13 protein-coding genes are annotated in these 18,556 nt (G+C 59.0%); 3 read left to right on the forward strand and 10 right to left on the reverse strand.

Annotation, left to right across the window (positions count from 1 at the left end; all coding sequences use genetic code 11):
* Positions 1–30: 30 nt before the first annotated feature.
* Together mfd and pth are read right to left on the reverse strand one after the other, a co-directional pair.
* Positions 31–3,663 (reverse strand): transcription-repair coupling factor, encoded by a 3,633-nt coding sequence (gene mfd / locus IDL90_RS03340; protein WP_187994668.1) that lies wholly within the window; start codon positions 3,661–3,663, stop codon positions 31–33.
* 24 nt (positions 3,664–3,687) lie between these two features.
* Positions 3,688–4,281 (reverse strand): aminoacyl-tRNA hydrolase, encoded by a 594-nt coding sequence (pth, locus tag IDL90_RS03345; protein WP_187994359.1) that lies wholly within the window; start codon positions 4,279–4,281, stop codon positions 3,688–3,690.
* Positions 4,282–4,461: 180 nt separating this feature from the next.
* On the opposite strand from pth, the gene IDL90_RS03350 reads away from it, so the two are divergent.
* A complete protein-coding gene (locus tag IDL90_RS03350; RefSeq protein ID WP_187994360.1) occupies positions 4,462–5,001 on the forward strand; it encodes a 2'-5' RNA ligase family protein in 540 nt (179 codons plus the stop codon).
* A 14-nt stretch (positions 5,002–5,015) separates the two neighbouring features.
* Positions 5,016–6,215 carry a YihY/virulence factor BrkB family protein gene (locus IDL90_RS03355; protein WP_187994361.1) on the forward strand — a complete coding sequence of 400 codons (1,200 nt, stop codon included), beginning with the start codon at positions 5,016–5,018 and terminating at the stop codon, positions 6,213–6,215.
* On the opposite strand, the gene IDL90_RS03360 is transcribed toward IDL90_RS03355, so the two are convergent.
* Positions 6,200–7,045 (reverse strand): exodeoxyribonuclease III, encoded by an 846-nt coding sequence (locus IDL90_RS03360; RefSeq protein ID WP_316930273.1) that lies wholly within the window; start codon positions 7,043–7,045, stop codon positions 6,200–6,202. The genes IDL90_RS03355 and IDL90_RS03360 overlap by 16 nt on opposite strands.
* Before the next feature lie 132 nt (positions 7,046–7,177).
* Between IDL90_RS03360 and IDL90_RS03365 the strand changes: the two genes are divergently transcribed.
* Positions 7,178–8,056 carry a cation diffusion facilitator family transporter gene (locus IDL90_RS03365; RefSeq protein WP_262509016.1) on the forward strand — a complete coding sequence of 293 codons (879 nt, stop codon included), beginning with the start codon at positions 7,178–7,180 and terminating at the stop codon, positions 8,054–8,056.
* Between the two features lie 9 nt (positions 8,057–8,065).
* On the opposite strand, the gene IDL90_RS03370 is transcribed toward IDL90_RS03365, so the two are convergent.
* From IDL90_RS03370 to IDL90_RS03400, 7 genes are all read right to left on the reverse strand, one after another.
* Positions 8,066–8,968 (reverse strand): bifunctional methylenetetrahydrofolate dehydrogenase/methenyltetrahydrofolate cyclohydrolase, encoded by a 903-nt coding sequence (locus IDL90_RS03370; RefSeq protein WP_187994364.1) that lies wholly within the window; start codon positions 8,966–8,968, stop codon positions 8,066–8,068.
* Positions 8,965–10,266: a serine hydroxymethyltransferase gene (gene glyA, locus IDL90_RS03375; protein ID WP_187994365.1), complete on the reverse strand. Its 1,302-nt coding sequence runs from the start codon at positions 10,264–10,266 to the stop codon at positions 8,965–8,967. The genes IDL90_RS03370 and glyA overlap by 4 nt, the downstream gene beginning before the upstream one ends.
* A gap of 105 nt (positions 10,267–10,371) precedes the next feature.
* Entirely contained in the window at positions 10,372–11,340 is a 969-nt protein-coding gene (locus tag IDL90_RS03380) for a sugar-binding transcriptional regulator (RefSeq protein ID WP_187994366.1), read from the reverse strand.
* A gap of 726 nt (positions 11,341–12,066) precedes the next feature.
* Positions 12,067–13,056, reverse strand: a complete 990-nt coding sequence (locus IDL90_RS03385; protein ID WP_187994367.1) for a malate dehydrogenase — start codon at positions 13,054–13,056, stop codon at positions 12,067–12,069.
* A gap of 114 nt (positions 13,057–13,170) precedes the next feature.
* Entirely contained in the window at positions 13,171–14,868 is a 1,698-nt protein-coding gene (gene pgi / locus IDL90_RS03390) for a glucose-6-phosphate isomerase (RefSeq protein WP_187994368.1), read from the reverse strand.
* Positions 14,865–17,237, reverse strand: coding sequence for a 6-phosphofructokinase (locus tag IDL90_RS03395; RefSeq protein WP_182141886.1), 2,373 nt, complete (start codon positions 17,235–17,237; stop codon positions 14,865–14,867). The genes pgi and IDL90_RS03395 overlap by 4 nt, the downstream gene beginning before the upstream one ends.
* Positions 17,238–17,283: 46 nt before the next feature.
* Positions 17,284–18,501: an NADP-dependent isocitrate dehydrogenase gene (locus tag IDL90_RS03400; protein ID WP_182141885.1), complete on the reverse strand. Its 1,218-nt coding sequence runs from the start codon at positions 18,499–18,501 to the stop codon at positions 17,284–17,286.
* Between the last annotated feature and the right edge of the window lie 55 nt (positions 18,502–18,556).

The following is an 18,556-nucleotide window of genomic DNA, read 5'->3' on the forward strand; positions in this document are numbered from 1 at the left end:
CGCTTCCCAGTGTACGACAAACTCGGGCCCCTAACTCCGCGCTATGGGAGCACTGAGGACTTTCAACAGGTTCTCAACCCACTCTAGAAGCTCCTCATCGGCCGGGGATGACTCTGAAGCCATGCTCGGTCGTGAGATCGGCACAAGGATTTGGCGAACCGTCGGCTTGATGGTGGTCCCCGGATAGAGGCGTTGCAGTCGGAGCGCCTTTGATTCGGGGAGCTGCACGGGGCCGAGCCGCAGGTAACGCCCCTGTGTCAGGGCCTCCGTTATACCGGCCTGCCGCAGCTTTTCTCGCAGTCTCGCTACGGCAATCATTAGATCAACCTCGCGGGGAATCGGACCAAATCGGTCGGTAAGCTCCTCGCGCAGTTCGGCCTCGGTGACATCACTCGTCACCGCTGCGATGCGCCCATAGGTCTCCAGGCGCAAGCGTTCACCCGGCACGTACTCTTCCGGGAGGTGAGCATCCACCGCCAGTTCAACTCGCACATCCGTCGTGTCCTCTACCTTTTCCCCCTTGAACGCCGCAACAGCTTCGGAAACCATGCGTATGTACAGGTCAAAGCCCACCCCTTCAATGTGACCCGACTGAGCGCCACCCAGCAGGTTTCCTGCCCCGCGGATCTCCAGGTCCTTTTGTGCGATGGCAAGCCCTGCACCCAGATCGGTGTTGGAAGCGATTGTTCGCAGTCGTTCGAGGGCGGTCTCAGACAAAGTCTTGTTGGTGCCGTAGAGGAAGTAGGCATACGCCCGCTCCCGTCCTCGTCCAACGCGACCCCTCAACTGGTGAAGCTGAGACAGTCCAAACGTGTCTGCCCGGTCAACGATCAGGGTGTTGGCGTTAGAGATGTCGAGGCCGGTCTCAATGATGGTCGTGGAAACTAGTACGTCAAACTCGTGATTCCAGAAATCAATGATTGTCTTCTCAAGTTCGGCTTCGGACAGTTTTCCATGCGCCACCCGAATCCTGGCTTCCGGCACCAGCTCCTGAAGTCCTGCCGCGACCTTATTGATCGAATCGACTCGGTTGTGAACGAAGAAGACCTGGCCGTCCCGCAGTAGCTCCCTACGCACTGCCGCGGCGACCTGGGCGTTCGAGTATGGTCCCACGAAAGTGAGGACCGGTTGTCTCTCTTCTGGAGGGGTCTGCAACACCGACATCTCGCGGATGCCAGAGATCGCCATCTCCAGGGTCCTGGGGATTGGCGTGGCGGACATGGACAGCACATCGACGTTGGTTCGCAACGCTTTCAGGGTCTCCTTGTGTTCCACCCCGAATCGCTGTTCCTCATCAACCACAACCAGCCCCAAATCCTTGAACTGGACTGACCCTGTCAACAGGGTGTGGGTGCCAATAACGACGTCAACGGTGCCGTCGGCAAGGCCCGCCTTGACCTTGGTGGCGTCCGAGGGCGAAGTGAAGCGGGACAGTTGTGCAACCTTGATGGGGTAACCCGCATAGCGTTCAGCAAAGGTGTCGTAGTGCTGCTGGGCAAGCAGCGTTGTGGGCACGAGGATCGCAACTTGCTTCCCATCCTGAACGGCCTTAAATGCAGCACGCACAGCGACCTCGGTCTTGCCGTACCCGACGTCGCCGGTCAGAAGCCGATCCATCGGGACCCGCTTCTCCATATCCGCCTTCACCTCATCAATCGTCGCCAACTGATCGGGGGTTTCCGTGTACTCAAAGGCATCTTCAAGCTCGCGCTGCCACGGCGTGTCAGGAGCGAAAGCGTACCCTTCCGCCTTTGCACGTTCCGCGTAGAGGCGCACGAGTTCCGCAGCGATCTCCATGACCGCCTTGCGGGCCTTCTGCTTAGTCTTTGCCCAGTCAGCCCCACCCATCTTGGATAGCTTGGGAGCATCTGACCCGGAGTAGGCCGAAACCTGGTCCAACGAAGTTGTCGGAACATAGAGGTTATCCCCGGGTTGACCACGCCGCGCGGCCTGGTACTCAATCACCAGGTAGTCGCGCTGGACCCGATCCTCACCCTTACCCGTCGTTCTGGTCTCTATACCGAGGAACTTCCCGATGCCGTGTTGGGAATGGACGACAAAGTCACCGATTCGCAGCGTCAGGGGATCGATGCCCTTCTTTCGTTTAGCGGCAAGTTTGCGCATGTCCCGAGTGTTCGCGCCAGCACGCCCCGTCAGATCTTGCTCGGTGAGAATGGCGAGGTTCTCAGAGTGCATGACAAACCCGGTGTTACCCGGAGCGGGAATAACCGCAACCACGCCCACCGGATCATCAGCGGTGACATCTTCAACCAGCCGGGCAACAACGTCACGTTCGCGCAGCACCTCAACAATGCGGCGACCAGCCCCAGGAGCTGGCACCGTAACGATGAGGCGCCACCCACGCCCTGCCAATGAACGCAAGTCATCCGTCGCGCGGTCGAACTCACCGCGGTAGGGCTGCACGTCGCGCCCTCCGACGCGCGCGAGTCTGGCGCTAACCACCACTGCTTCCACCGACGCACCGGAAGCATCACCACTGTCACCCTGATCTGGAATGGTGGTGTCCTGCTCATCCACCATGGCGTCGGCGAGGGCGGGTGGCGGCAACGCCGTGAACTCCCACCATGCCCTTGAGGGACCGCGCCCCCATATGTCCTCCAAAGGCACAAAAGAAGCATCCTGGGCCAAGAGAGGAATCGCCCCACCGGCCGCAGCGCTACCCCAGGCAGCAGAGAGAAACTCGTCGGCCGTGCGCAGGAGGTCAGCGCCCCTGGCCAACGTTTTTTCCGGCTCATCAAGGATGAAAAGTGAGTCCTGCGGAATCAGGTCGCTGAGCATCTCCATACCGGACACCAACGAGGGCGCCAACGCTTCAAGACCAGGCGCATAAATTCCCTCAGCTGCCAACTCGAGTATCTCTCGCGCTCCCGGCAGGTCGGACTGCGCCGCAAGCGCTTTCGCCCGAGCCTGCTGGGTGAGGAGGAACTCTCGGGCGGGGGGCGCCCACAGTCCGCCCTCGGCGTCCCCAACGGTCCTTTGGTCGGACAGGTTGAAGTGGCGGATTTCCTCAACTTCGTCGCCAAAGAGCTCCAGGCGGAGCGGGTGGGGGCTGGTGGGAACAAACACGTCAACAATGGAGCCACGCACAGCCACCTGTCCGCGCTTCTCCACCATATCCACTGCTTCATATCCCAGTGCGACCAGCTGCTCCTGGAGTAAACCTGGATCGATCCAGTCTCCAACGTGTGCGGTCACCGGAGTGATCTCACCGATTCCGGCAATGAGGGGCTGCATCAGGGTTCGAACTGGGAGCACAAGAACCGAGATGGGACCCGCGCCTGGGACATCATCCTGCGGATGGGTCAGGCGACGAAGAATAGTGGCGCGTCGAGCCATCGTGTCGACCTGGGGTGAAAGTCGCTCGTGCGGCAGGGTCTCCCAAGAGGGCATCATGGCCACCCCGGTTGTCCAGGCGGATGCTGCCTGGGCGAACTTCGCGCCTTGGCGCCCCGAGGACGTCACCACGACCACGGGTGACTTCACGCCCCGAGAGACTCTCTCTTGAACCGCAAGCGCAACCGCTGCCGGGCGCAGTCCATCGGGGATAACTAGAGTGCCAAACCCTGGTTGCGCCATAGTTGGCAGGGTCGCGGCAAGGGCACCGTCATTTTGGACGACCTCTAGTAGCGCAGAGAGCTCCATGCTGTGTTCGTCGCTCATTCGTCCCTACCTTGCCGAGTGTAGAAGTTGCTGGGTTGGGATGAACCCGCGTCTCACGACATCACAAGCCACATCCGCCGCCATTTCCTCAGTCACCGTCCACTCGGTTCGCTCTGCCTTTGGGATTGGCGCGAGGACGAAGCCTGCCGCATCTTGGCGACCCTGCGGACGTCCAATGCCGATGCGTAACCTCAAGTAGTCTTTGGTGCCCAGAGCAGCTGATATGGACCGCAGTCCATTGTGTCCACCTTCTCCCCCATCTCTCTTGAGTCTGAGGGTATGGGGTTCGAGGTCGAGGTCGTCGTGGATTACTAGGATCTGCTCGATTGGAATGCTGAACCTGCGGGCAAACGCAGCCACGGGAGGGCCCGTAACGTTCATGTAGGTGGTCGAGTAGGCGAGGTAGGTGCGACCGTTGCCCGGACCCGGGCCGAGAAATGCGTCAGCCACCATCAATCCGCTCCTGTCTCTTGAGAAGCTGCTCGCCTCCCTAGCGGCAAGTATCGTCACAGCGTCCCTACCGACGTTGTGACGGGTGAACTGATAGGTGGAACCGGGGTTGCCAAGGCCGACGATCAGCCACGGCGACTGCTTATCCAACGTATGCTCCGTTCATTTGCCTGCGGTTTGGGACCTCTACGCCAGGATCCACCACGGCAAAGTTTACCGATTCTCCCCATCGACCCCTAGGTCCCACAAGTGGGGATGAACGATCCCACTGCGCCGGGGTAGACTCAATCGGTCCCCTGCAAACCGTTCCCACCATAGTCTTGAGGTTCGATGTTCCTCCCCACACGCGATGAATCAGAAGACTGGCTTGGTGTTGTCATAGCGGTCCCTGAACCATGGCTGTCACGCATTAGTGAGGCACGTTTGGCGCTCGGGGACGAGGCCGGGGCAAGCGTTCCCGCTCACATCACAATCATGCCGCCACTTGCGGTTCCCATTGATCAGCGCGAGGCCGTTTTTGAGCACCTCGCTCTTGTCGCGAAGCGCCACCATCCATTTCGGGTCACCGTTAGAGGCACCGGATCATTCCTCCCGGTCAGCCCCGTTGTCTTCCTCTCTGTAGAGGAAGGATCGCGCCAATGTGAAGACCTCGCGGATGACGTCCGTTCGGGGCCCCTGCAGTATGATTTGCGGTTCCCCTATCATGCACACATCACACTTGCTCAGGGTCTAGACGAACCTCAGCTCGAGACAGCCCTTGCCCTAGGGCAAGACTTCGAAGCCACGTGGATGGTTCCTGGCTTCCGACTGGACCGCCTTGATGCAAGCGGCTCCTACAACTCGGCGGCGCTGTTCGACTTCTCCTCCTAGAAACGGATTTGCCTATGTCAAACCCCGACTCCGATGCGCAGTCACCTGACAGCAAGGTTGCACAGTCCGGGGACGTCTCGTACGTCCTCGTGCACGCCAAGCAGTGGAAGTCAGGGGTGCGGGACATTGGGCCAGCATTGCGACAGCAGGGCCTCAAGTCGAAGATCGCCTCGCTAATTGATGTCTACCAGCACAGCAGAATTGGACGCGGTCTGGCGCGGTATTCCATGCAGAAGGGGAGAATTGCCGCGGGTGCAATCTCCTATATGGCAATCTTCTCGCTCAGTGCCGTGGTCACGGTCGCGTGGGTGATCTTTACTCACTTCTTCTCCGCAAGCGCTGCGTTCCAGTCTCTGGTTATCGATACGGTCAACAGGTTTGTTCCCGGACTGATTGCAAACCCGGCGACGGGCACGAGCGGGATTGTTGATCTCTCCGACATATCTCTGGGCAATGGGACCCTTGTCGCGGGCATCATTGCATTCGTTGCTGCGTTCTGGACGGCGATGCAGATTATCCGCTACATCGTGGACGGACTCCGATCCATGTTCGGCCTTCTTGACTACCCTGGCACGGCAGTGACCGCATACCCCCGGTACTTTGCCGGGTTGATACTGCTCTTCCTAGGAGTGATCACGACCGCTGTCCTGACGGTTATGACCGGACGCTTCGAAGAGTGGGTCGTGTCGGTCTTCCCGGGAGTCCGCGAGATCCTCGAAACGCACACCTTTGGGGCCATACGTCTCGGAGTTCCCTCACTGGTTGACTTCCTCATGTTCATGGTGATGGTGACATTTGTGGCGCGCATCGCGGTGCCTCGCCGCACCCTCCTTATTGGGGCCGTCATGTTTGCAGTTGCTTCCACCACCCTCCGTTTTGGTGGTGAGGCACTGATGGGCGCGTCTAACGACCCCGTCATCGCTACCATCGCTACGGCGGCAGCACTGCTCCTCTGGGTCAACTTTGTGGCACGAGCTGCACTAATGGTCTCGGCGTGGATGGCGGATCCGCCTGCCGTGGTCATGAAGGTTAAGAAGGACTCAGTCCACGCTGACAAACGGCCGAACTACGTCACACTCAGCCGACCCGCGACGCTGGCGTGGCCACACAACCCGGTGACGGGGGACCTTATTCCGGCACATCCATTAGATGCGGATGGGCACGCAGATCCTGATGAACTCGAAGCGAGCGAGGACGATCAGGCTTCAAACTGAACAACTACCGGCGCGTGATCTGAGAACCGCGTGTCCCAGGAAATTGCGCGATCCACCCTCGCTGCGAGCGCACGTACCGCCAGTCCTGGTGTTGCATAGTGGTAGTCGATGCGCCAACCAGTATCATTGTCAAACGCCTTGCCGCGCCAGGACCACCAGGAGTAGGGCCCCGGAGTTGGCCCGGTGAGTGTTCGCACCACATCGCACCAACCAGCGTCGACCCAGCCATTCAAGTAGGCTATCTCCTCATCAAGGACACCGGAAGTCTTGTTGTAGTTGGCCTTCCAGTTCTTGATATCCATCTCTGAGCGAACAACATTGAAGTCCCCGGCCACCAGCGTCTGCGGACCGCCCTCACCACTGCGGGACAACAGTTCCCGAACGCGGGCATCAATGCTCGCCAGGTGGCGCATCTTGGAATCTTGCTTCGGGTCGTTGATTTGGCCCGAATGGAAGTATGCGGACACCATACGCAGCGGAAACCCGCTCGCGGTCACAAGGTCGACCTCTATCCAACGACCTGAATCAACCAGCTCTTCTTGCTGTGCCAGACCAATGGTGTGCTGTGCGCCGGGAGCCAGCCCAATCTTGGTGGAGTCTTTGGCAACGGCAACCCCCACTCCCGCGCGTCCCTTGATCAGTGAGGGCGCAATGAAAGTATCAAACTGGTCGCCAAGAAGATCAGCCGCGATTTTCTCCTCGGCACGCACTTCCTGGAGCAGGATCACATCGGGTTGTGCTTCTTCAATCCACTGCCCCATCCCTTTCCGGTATGCGGCGCGAATGCCGTTGACGTTTACAGAGGCTACAGAGAAACTGGTAGAAGTCACCGCCCCAGTATGCCAGGTGGCGCAGGTAGCCCAGGAACCAAATATGGGATAGCTTGAATCACTATGAGCAACACCCCGGGAGATCCGCCGGCCCCAAGCCATGGTCACTCTCACACCCACGCAACCGCCACCATGTCACGGAAGCGCCTTGCTTGGGCCCTAGGTGTCACAGTATCCATTCTCTTTGTCGAGATAGTCGGAGCTATTTGGAGCGGCTCACTAGCTCTCCTCGCTGATGCCGGCCACATGGCAACCGATTCAATCGGCCTGGTTGTTGCGCTCTTCGCAGCTCACCTGATGACCCGCCCTCGAACAGACAAGTGGACCTGGGGGTTTGCGCGGCTAGAGATACTGGCGGCTGGGCTCCAGGCTGGTCTTCTCATTGTTCTCTGCGGATTCATTGGGTGGGAAGCGGTCGGACGCTTTATGAACCCCACGGCCGTCGAGGCCGGGCCCATGCTCCTAGTTGGTGTCATCGGGCTGGTGGCCAACGTGATCTCCATGTCGATCCTTTTTGGAGGACGCGGAGCTTCCCTCAACATGAAGGCAGCTTTCCTTGAGGTGAGCGCGGATGCCCTGGGTTCCGTGGCTGTCATCGTAGCTGCCCTGGTACTGATGTGGACAGGGTGGCCTTACGCCGATTCTCTGGCTTCCCTTCTAATAGCCATCATGATTGCGGCGCGCGCCGTGGCTATCCTGCGACAGTCAGTCGACATCCTCCTGGAAAAAACACCAAGCGGGCTTGACCTCAACGAGGTCCGCAAGAGGATCTGTGAGAATCCGGCTGTGCGCCAGGTTCACGACCTCCACGTCTCCAGCATCGGCACAGGACTGAACATCCTCACTGCACACGTCATCGTCTCCGAAGAGTGCGTGTCATCTGGTCAAACAGTAGAAGTACTCCACGACCTGCAGGAAGCACTCAAGTCCGGGTTTGATGTCGATCTGAACCACGTCACGCTTCAGATCGACTCAGACCTGCACGCCTCACACGAGGATCTGGCCCACTAACGTTCTGCTCTATGCTTGCAGCTCCGCCTGGTGGACCACATTCTCAAGAAGCATGACGCGCGTCATCGGTCCGACTCCACCCGGATTGGGTGACAGCCAGCCCGCAACGAACTGAACACCGTCTGCCACATCCCCGGCAATCTTCCCGTCCCGCCTTGATACCCCCACGTCAACAACTGCAGCACCTGGCTTCACGTCCTCGGCAGTGACCAGGTCGGGAACCCCTGCCGCGGCGATAATGACATCAGCTGCTCGCATCTCAGCCCGGAGGTCACGGGTCCCGGTGTGGCAAAGAACCGCAGTGGCACCAACGCTACGCTGTCCCAGCATCAGACCCAGGGGGCGTCCCGTCGTCAGACCACGCCCAACAACGCAGACTCGCGCCCCGCGAAGTTCCACTCCATTGTCACGGAGGAGTTCCACAACGCCTCTGGGCGTACATGGTTGAGGGGCCTGTGAGGTGCCCACAATATCTTCAACCAGGAGACCCAGGTTGTACGGGTGGAGGCCGTCCGCGTCCTTCGCAGGGTTCATGAGGTGCAAGATCGCCGACTCGTCAATGTGATCCGGCAGAGGGAGCTGCACGATGAAGGCGGTACAGGATGGATCTGCGTTCAGTCTGCGAACCGCAGCCTCCACATCCGCCTGCGTTGCATCTGCCGGGAGGCGGACGTCGATAGAGCGGATCCCCACCTCTTCACAGTCGCGGTGTTTCGCGCCAACATAGATGTGCGAGGCCGGGTCTTCCCCAACCAGGATCGTCCCCAGCCCGGGCGTCACGCCCTTGGACTTGAGAACCTCAACTCGATCTCGGAGCTGCTGCTTCTTCCTTGCAGCGAGCGACGACCCGTCAAGCGGTAAGGCAACATCTTCCCCTTCGCCTGCGGAACCTGTCGGCCAAGGAAACCTCATGCCATGACCTTGAGATCAGCGATGTCTTCATAGAGCGGGTGCGTTGAAGCGAGAGCTGCAACTCGGTCACGCAGTCCGGCCTCGTCGACCTCTCCGCGAGCACCCTGACGAAGCGCGGTGGCAACGATGTCGGAAACCTCCACAAAGTCTTCCACTTGGAATCCGCGGGTAGCCAAGGCGGGGGTGCCGATCCGCAAGCCCGATGTGACCCTGGGCGGGCGAGGATCGAACGGAACAGCATTGCGGTTAATCGTCACCCCGACGCGGTGAAGCAAATCTTCCCCATCCGCACCACTCAGGGGACTGGCCTGCAGGTCAACCAGCACCAGGTGAACATCCGTGCCGCCTGTGAGAACCGAGATCCCCTCCGCAGTCACATCATCTTGTAGCAGGCGGTCAGCAAGGATCTTGGCGCCCGCAAGGGTACGGGTCTGCCTCTCACGGAACTCCTCCGAGGCCGCGATCTTCATTGCGACGGCTTTCGCCGCAACAGCCTGCATCAGCGGACCACCCTGCTGTCCCGGGAACACAGCCGAGTCAATCTTCCGCCCCCACTGCTCACCCCGTGAAGTGAGGATCATCCCTGACCGAGGTCCTCCCAGTGTCTTATGCACAGTGGTGGTGACAAGGTCGGCGTACGGCAAGGGGTTTGGGTGCAGCCCCGCAGCCACCAAACCGGCAAAGTGGGCCATATCGACCATTAGTGCTGCCCCGACCTCGTCCGCAATTGAGCGGAACGCCTCAAAGTCCAGCTGCCTCGGATAGGCAGACCATCCGGCAATAAGGACGCTGGGACGGACCTCACGAGCGCGGTCGCGCACAACGTCCATGTCGATCAGATAGGTGTTGGGGTCAACGCCGTATGAGTGCGACTCGTAGAAACGCCCTGAGAAGTTGATCTTCATTCCATGCGTGAGGTGACCACCGTGTGCCAGTTCGAGGCCGAGCAAACGATCGCCGGGTGCTGCAAGAGCCTGAATGCCAGCAGCGTTGGCTTGGGCTCCAGCGTGGGGTTGAACATTGACATGATCGGCGCCAAACAGCTCTTTGGCTCGACTGATCGCCAGTTCTTCGGCAATGTCTACCCATTCGCAACCGCCATAGTAGCGGCGTCCTGGGTAGCCTTCCGCGTACTTGTTCGTCAGAACGGAGCCCTGCGCTTCCAAGACTGCATACGGCACGAAGTTCTCTGATGCGATCATCTCAAGGGTTCCGCGTTGGCGCCCTAGTTCGCCCTCGACGACGGCATGGATCTCTGGATCTACGATTGACAGCGGCTGGTAGAGACTAGAAGACAAAACGATACTTCCCCTCGATACTTGCGTGGCTCCCGAACATAGGAACGTACCTACCCTACTGCCCAAACAAGTGCGGGCGGCGCCAAGGTTTGCAGTGGAAGACAGTTAGTCGAGGAGGGCCGTCGCGGTCTGTGAATCAGTGATCAGCACGTTTGCTAAACGGCCTTTCAGCGTAGCTGCCAGCGGAGCAACTTTGTCTGGACCTGTGCAAACAGCTATGGACCACGGCGCCTGCGCTAGTGATCGCAGCGACATTGCGGGAAGGCGCCCCTCAAGCCTGTCTGACACCGGCTGAGCCTCCGCATCAACCAACCTGCCGAGGACGTTCGCCCTCGCGCCGCGCTCCCACAGTTCCTCTAGCTCCACGTGGGACAGGATCCCCGACTTGACGATAATCGATGATGAAGGAATAGATCCGGGTGAGAAGATGATGACGTCAGCACTCTCGGCCTCGTCCACAACGCGTCGTGCTGCGGGTGAGATATCGGGACTCGCTCCCCGCAACGAATTCTCCAGAACCTCGTCAAATAGGGAGACTGTGCCGGGGGCTTTGCGGGCCAGGAGTCGGGTAGCTCCAGAACCAAGCAGCTCATCAACTCCTCCGGGTGCAGCATTTGCTTGAACGACGCGGGTACCTGGGGACCATCGTGGTGCTGCGGCGCGTGCCACCGCTGAAGTTGTTCGACCCCACGCGAGGGCCACCGCCGTCGGACGAGGGCGAATGTCAGCAAGATAATCAGCAGCAGTTTGGGCAACCAGTGCCAGGGTTTGTCCGGTGGTCTCCTGGGTGCCAACAACCTGAACGTCAGCCAGGCCGAAACGTGATTCCAGTTCAATCTCGAGTGAACGGACCCGGGCCTGTGCATGACGAATACGAATGTCGACAACTCCGGAGTCCTCACCTTCTTTGAGGAGGCGTCCCACGGTCCAACGAGTGCACCCCATTCTCTCCGCAACAGCTGCTTGGGTAAGGCCATCGAGAAAGTAAAGTTGGGCGGCACGAAGTACAGCCCGCTGGCGCTCACTTGTTGGAAGCTTTGCCACGGGTGCAGCGCTATCTGCTGGTGTTGTCACGGCTCCTCACCCAAAACTCAATGTCGTTGGTCGAGTGTACGCAGGTGGCCCCCACTCGACGCAAGGCAATTTGTTGCCGCTAACATCATAAGCGTAAAGCCGCAGGTCAGAACACATGAAGAGGTGAGACGTCAGGCCTCAGCCCGGCCAAGCGCCCAGCCAAGCGCCCGGCCCACCCAGCCCACTGCCCAGCCCCGGCCACGGACGCCTGCCCCGCATCGGCCCCAACCAAGCGTCCAGCGCAGCCTTTCGCGAAATGTATACGTGGGGGCGAAATGTTCGTCTGGGGTACGTACCCCAGGGGCGCTTTTCATCCCCACGTATACATTTGGCAGCGTCCGTCTCTCAACTCATTGGGGCCCTGTGCGTGTCCGACTGCCTGTGGGTTTGGTTGGGGGCTGTGGCTGGTACGCCTTACGGAGCCGGTTGGGCTTAGCGAGCCGGTTAGGGCATGGGGAGCCAGTTAGGGCATAGGGAGCCGACCAGGCTGGCATAACGGTGTAATCCCTGGCTGTGCTGGGCCTATCGGGCTCCGTATGGCGTAGGCGGCTCCGCAATGCTGGGGAACCCCGCGGGAGCCTTGCACTTGGGTCGCCCCACCCACACCGGGGCGCCCACACCAAACCGGGTCGCAGCAGATGAGGAAGGGGTCGAACCATACCGGGTCACAACACATGAGGAGGGGGCCGAACCAAACCGGTCCGGCCCCCTCCAACAAATCTGCTACTACTTGATGAAGCCCATCGCCTTCACGGCGTCGTACTCTTCAGTAAGCGCAGCAATGTTCTCTTCAATGCCGCCGCGCGTGCCAGCGTTGATCTCAAGATCGTCAACGATCTTGTATTCGCCACCCACCGAAACGCAGGGGAAGCCGAACGACAAGCCCTTTGGCACGCCGTAGTGTGTGCCGTCAGAGTAGTGTCCAACCGTCACGAACTCGCCATCCTTGGTGCCATTGACCCAGTCATGCATGTGGTCAATTGCAGCCGAAGCAGCCGAAGCAGCCGAAGACGCACCGCGCGCCTCGATGATTGCCGCGCCACGCTTGGCAACTGTTGGGCGGAAGTAGTCCTTCAGCCACTCTGCCGATACCAGCTCATCAGCGGGTGTGCCGTTGACAGTTGCGTAGGAAACATCCGGGTACTGATCTGCGGAGTGGTTGCCCCAAACAGTCACATTCTTGATGTCACGAACAAATGCATCTGTCTTAGCGGCGAGCTGAGCAATAGCCCGGTTCTGGTCAAGACGCAGCATCGAAGTAAAGCGCTCTGCGGGGACGTCCGGCGCTGCGTTCTGAGCAATCACAGCATTTGTATTGGCCGGGTTGCCAACAACTAGGACACGAATGTCCTCAGCGGCATGGTCATTGATTGCTTTGCCCTGCGGGCCGAAGATTCCAGCATTCGCCTCTAGGAGATCTGCGCGCTCCATACCGGCGGTACGAGGGCGAGCCCCAACCAAGAATGCCATGTTTGAACCTTCGAATGCCTTGTTGGCATCGTCAAAAACGTTCACTGAATCAAGCAGGGGGAACGCCGAATCCAGCAGTTCCATTGCGGTACCTTCGGCTGCGCGCACGCCCTGGGGGATCTCCAGAAGGTTCAGCTTCACAGGCGTGTCATCACCGAACACAGCGCCCGACGCAATGCGGAACAAGAGGGCATAGCCGATATTGCCAGCTGCACCTGTGACGGTTATCGTGCGGGGTTCCAACATTTATTAACTCCTCAGTGTTTGTGAAAAAACAAGTTGATTTCTCTGGTCAATCATAGGTCTGACAACCGCGGTCCCGCAGGGCCCTTAGACCCCGGTGGGAACCGGGCCATCCGGTCACTTCTTACGGTTAGCCAAGTAGTATTCGATGAGTTCCTTGGTTGAAGGATCCTGCTCATCCAGGACCTCACGGTCGCCCTCGATAGCGGGAAGCAGACCCATAGCCAAAACTTTGCCCAACTCAACCCCCCACTGATCGAACGAGTCGATTCCCCAGACGGCTCCCTCAACAAAGGTCAGGTGCTCATAGAGGGCAACCAACTGGCCGAGCACGCTGGGCGTCAAAGCGGGTGCCATGATCGAAGTGGTGGGGCGATTTCCAGTGAACACGCGCGCTGATACCAACTCTTCTGCCGTTCCTTCCGCACGCACTTCGTCCTCAGACTTACCAAATGCCAGCGCTTTGGTCTGTGCAAAGAAGTTGGAAAGTAGCAGTTCGTGCATGTCCGCATCACCGTCCGCAAGCGGCCAGGTCGGGTTCGCGAAGGCAATAAAGTCAGCCGGAATTAACCTGGTGCCCTGGTGAAGCAGTTGGAAGAAGGCGTGCTGTCCGTTCGTTCCTGGTTCACCCCAGAACACTTCCCCGGTGTCATAAGAAACTGGTGAACCGTCCCACCGCACCCCCTTACCATTCGATTCCATGGTCATCTGCTGCAAGTAGGCCGGGAAGCGATGCAGGTACTGGGAGTAGGGCAGCACCACGTGGGAAGAAGCGTTGAGAAAATTCACGTACCAGACGTTCAGTAGTCCCATCAACATCGGCACATTTTTCTCTGCTGGAGTGCTCAAGAAGTGCTCATCCATCTTATGGAGCCCGTCAAGGAACTCAGAGAAAACCTGCGGGCCGAGGACGATAGCCAGGGAGGTTCCAACGGCCGACGAAACAGAGTATCTTCCGCCCACCCAGTCCCAAAACCCAAACGCGTTCTGAGGGTCGATCCCAAAGTCGGCAACGCGGTCCAGTGCCGTCGACACGGCGACAAAGTGCTTGGCAACCGCTTCTTGCGCCTTCGCGGAGTCGGGACCATCAATTACGCCCTCTTCAGTCAGACTATCGAGGAACCACTGGCGGACAACACGCGCATTCGTGATGGTTTCCAGCGTTGTGAAGGTCTTGGAGGTTACAACAACCAACGTTGTCTGAGGATCAAGGTCGCGAACCGTATCCGCCGCGTCGGTCGGGTCAATATTCGAGATGAAACGTGCTTCCATCCCCTCTTTTGCGAAAGGCCTCAGCGCCTCATAGACCATGACGGGGCCGAGGTCGGAACCCCCGATGCCAATGTTGACGACCGTTGTCAGAGGTTTGCCTGTGATTCCCGTCCAGGACCCGTCCCGGACCTGGTCTGCAAACGAGTAGACCTTCTTGAGTTCGGCATGCACCGCCGGCATCACATCGGCTCCATCGACCAGCAGGGCCTCCCCCTCAGGTCGGCGTAAAGCCGTGTGGAGGACGCTTCGGTCTTCCGTTACATTTATCCGCAAGCCTTCAAACATCTGGTCCCGGTGCTCTGTCACGCCCGTCTGCTCTGCCAGAGCCATGAGTTGGGCGAGGACGGAGGGCATAATCAGATTCTTCGAAAGGTCCACATGCAAATCACCGGCAGTGAGGGTGTACCTCTGCGCCCTCTTCGGGTCCGCAGCAAACCACCCACCGATGTCAGGCACGAACTCTTGAGCAGTTTCTTCCAGGGTGTCCCAGGCAGCCGTTGTCGTGGGATCAACCGGTGAGCCAAGTACGGCGTCTTTGGTCATTTCTTTCCTTCTCTCATAGCTTCCTTCATGACCCGTTGTTCGCCCGGTGCAGCGGGCGCTGAACCAGCGATTTGGATGCGTCGCACCTGCAGTTCGGCGTTCTCCAAAGAAACAGTTTCACTCATGAGTCGCAGCGGCAACCACCACTGCTCCCTGGGTCGTCGGTGAACCATATCCAACAGTTCCGACATCATGGTCACGGGCTGCGCTGTGATACCGTCATCGGCCATTCCCATGAAGACCGCATCCGTGTTTCCTCCACGGAACGCCTGCTCAAGGTAGACCACGGCCCTATGGGTTAGCCGAGTAGCGAGAATGCGGTCAAACGCCGAAGGCATCCCACCTTGCTGAATATGACCGAGGGCGGAGTCACGGACATCAAACAACCCTTCACCAGCCGCCTCAATGGCGCGAGAGATAAACTCGCGATCGTAATGCGTTGAAGTCTCCTCATTCATGACTACCATGAACACCCGACGACCGTCCTCGAAAGACTTCCTCATAAGTGTCAAGTCGTGAGATAGGTCGTCAAGAGCCAAATCTTCTTCATTGAGGTAAATATACTCGGCTCCCGAAGCGATACCGCTCATCAGCGCCAAGTAGCCGCACTTGCGCCCCATGGCCTCTGCAACAAAGCAGCGTCGTGAGGCAGCAGCAGATTCCTTCATGCGGTCCAGGGCCCACACCGCATTGTTAATGGCCGTATCTGCCCCAATTGTTAGCTCCGTGCCCGGCAGATTGTTGTCGATAGATGCGGGGACGAGGACGATCGGAATATTCAGGGCTGGGAAGTGCCCCCGCGCCGCGTTGAGGTCGCTGACTGCCATGTAGGCGGAATGCCCGCCGATGACAAGAAGCGCGTCTATGTCATTGCGTTCGATGGAGCGTCCCAACGCGTAGTACTCTTCCGGTTTCGGAACGGGACGGCGCGTCCCGAGGACGGCACCCCCATCAAAGGCCCATCCTTCGACTGCTTCCCAGTTCAGAGGGCGGATACTCTCATTGATGAGGCCGTCCCAAGAGCCCTCAATACCCAGCATTTCCCAACCACAATCCAAGCCAAGCCGAACCGCGGCACGAACGGCGGTGTTCATTCCGGGTGCCAGGCCGCCCGCATGCAGAATCGCAACGCGCTTGGTCTTCTTCCTGTCCTTGGTCAACTGTGGTGGTGCAGAGAGAGTGAAAAAGACATTCCCCATCTGGTAGTAGCTTCTGCCGCGAGCACGCCGAGCAGCGATGTACTCCCCCTCTTCGATGAGTCCAGCAACAGCCTTCGTGTCCTGAATCGACTCTTCGAGGGGTAGTCGGGTCACGCGGTTTCTCCGTACACCGAGGATCACCCCGCGCCCGTACGCGGCGGGATCAAACAGCTCCTGCACCGCGGCGTACCCCAGAAGCGTCGACATCCAACGGTCGTAAGCCGTGGGGGCGCCACCACGCTGAATATGACCCAGGATCGTCACCCGGGCGTCCTCGTCCAACCCCTCTTTTAGTGCTGTCTTGACATCCTCTGTGGTCAGCGATTTACCATAAATGTCCCGAGCACCTTCTGCCACAAGGATGATCGATTCACGGCGGCCAGCCTGCCTTCCCAGCTGCAGCTTCCTGCACATGTCTTGCTGCCACCCGTTTCCAGCGGGTTCTTCCGGTGTGAAAACATAGTCTGCACCGCCAGCAACGCCCGCCATAAGAGGCAGGTACCCGCAGGCACGCCCCATCACCTCAACAACGAATGTGCGCTGGTGGGAGGCGGCTGTGGATGCAAGCATGTCCATCGCGGCAATGATGCGGGTCAGTGCGGTGTCAGCACCAATAGTCATGTCGCTGCCGACGAGGTCGTTGTCGATTGACCCGACCAGGCCGACCAGCGTCAACTCCGGGTAGTCCCGAGCGACCTCAGGGGTGATCTGCCCCTCTTCCACGAGTTCGGCCAAGTGCTGGCCCCACTCGCGACGGAAGTGATCAGCTCCGGTGAGGGAGCCGTCCCCACCGATGACGATGAGCCCGTCGATGCGCTTATCGATGAGGTTCTTGGCTGCCCTGTGGCGCCCGTCATACTCACGAAACTCGGCACTTCGCGCCGTCCCGATGGTGGTGCCGCCCTTACCGAGGATGGAGGATACAGAAGACCAATCCATCTCCTTGATGAACTGCCCACCCCGGACGGCACCATCCCACCCCTCCAATACCGCGAAGGGTTGAGCACCTGCGGCCAGGGCCGTGCGCACAACAGCTCGAACCGCGGCATTCATTCCCGGTGCGTCCCCACCGGAAGTAAGCACCCCGAGTCTGTACGGCTCCCCGGTCCTCTCGTTGATCCCACTAATTAGTTCAACGTCTGATGGTTCAACGAAGTTGCGGATGGACATTTCTGGCTTCCCTTCCCGAGAGAGGCTTTGCTTTCAGGCAGTCGTCCTAAGAGAGTCGCTCACGCAGATTCTCATCAATAGCGCCAAGGAACTCTTCCGTTGTCAGCCAAGGCTGCTCCGGCCCGATCAGGAGGGAGAGATCCTTGGTCATTTTGCCGGACTCAACAGTCTTGATGACCACGTCCTCCAACGTGTTCGCGAAGTCCGCGACCTCGGGCGTCTCATCCAGCTTCGCACGGTGGGCAAGCCCGCGGGTCCAAGCAAAGATGGATGCAATGGGGTTGGTCGAGGTCGGGTTCCCAACCTGGTGCTGGCGATAGTGGCGGGTCACCGTGCCGTGAGCGGCCTCGGCCTCAACAGTCTTGCCATCCGGTGTCATCAGTACCGAGGTCATCAAGCCCAGGGAACCGAAGCCCTGCGCGACAATGTCAGACTGGACATCGCCATCGTAGTTCTTGCAGGCCCAGACATAGCCCCCCTCCCACTTCAGGGCAGACGCAACCATGTCGTCGATTAGGCGGTGCTCGTACGTGAGGCCGGCGGCCTCATACTGGTCTTTGTATTCGGCATCAAACACCTCTTGGAAGATGTCTTTGAACTGCCCGTCGTATGCCTTGAGAATAGTGTTCTTTGTCGACATGTAGACGGGGAAACCGCGCTGCAACCCATATGCGAACGAGGCGCGCGCAAAGTCGCGAATCGAGTCGTTAAAGTTGTACATTCCCATCACCACTCCACCGGACTCCGGGATCTCAACGACCTCGAACTCCATTGGTTCTGAGTCGTCGTTAGGAGTGAACGTTAGAGTCACCGTCCCACCCGTGGGGGCTTTGAAGTCCGTGGCACGGTACTGATCACCAAATGCATGACGCCCAACAACGATCGGCTTCGTCCACGTTGGGACCAAACGCGGAACATTGTTGATGATGATCGGTTCCCGGAAGATGACGCCACCCAGAATATTGCGGATAGTCCCGTTCGGGGAACGCCACATCTTCTTGAGGTCAAACTCTTCAACACGGGCTTCGTCAGGTGTGATGGTGGCGCACTTAATGCCGACACCGTACTTCTTGATTGCTTCCGCAGCATCAACTGTCACCTGGTCATCGGTTGCATCGCGGTTCTGGATCGACAGGTCGTAGTACCGCAGATCGATGTCCAGGTAGGGGAAAATCAAACGGTCCTTGATGAACTGCCAGATGATCCTTGTCATCTCATCGCCATCTAGATCAACAACGGGACCGATTACCTTGATTTTCGCCATTTTCACTCCTCTGACCGACACTGGTTAGCAACTGTCAGCTTACTGGAGTCAACCC

It is taken from the genome of Schaalia sp. JY-X159, from assembly GCF_014525425.1.
Classification (GTDB): Bacteria; Actinomycetota; Actinomycetes; order Actinomycetales; family Actinomycetaceae; genus Scrofimicrobium.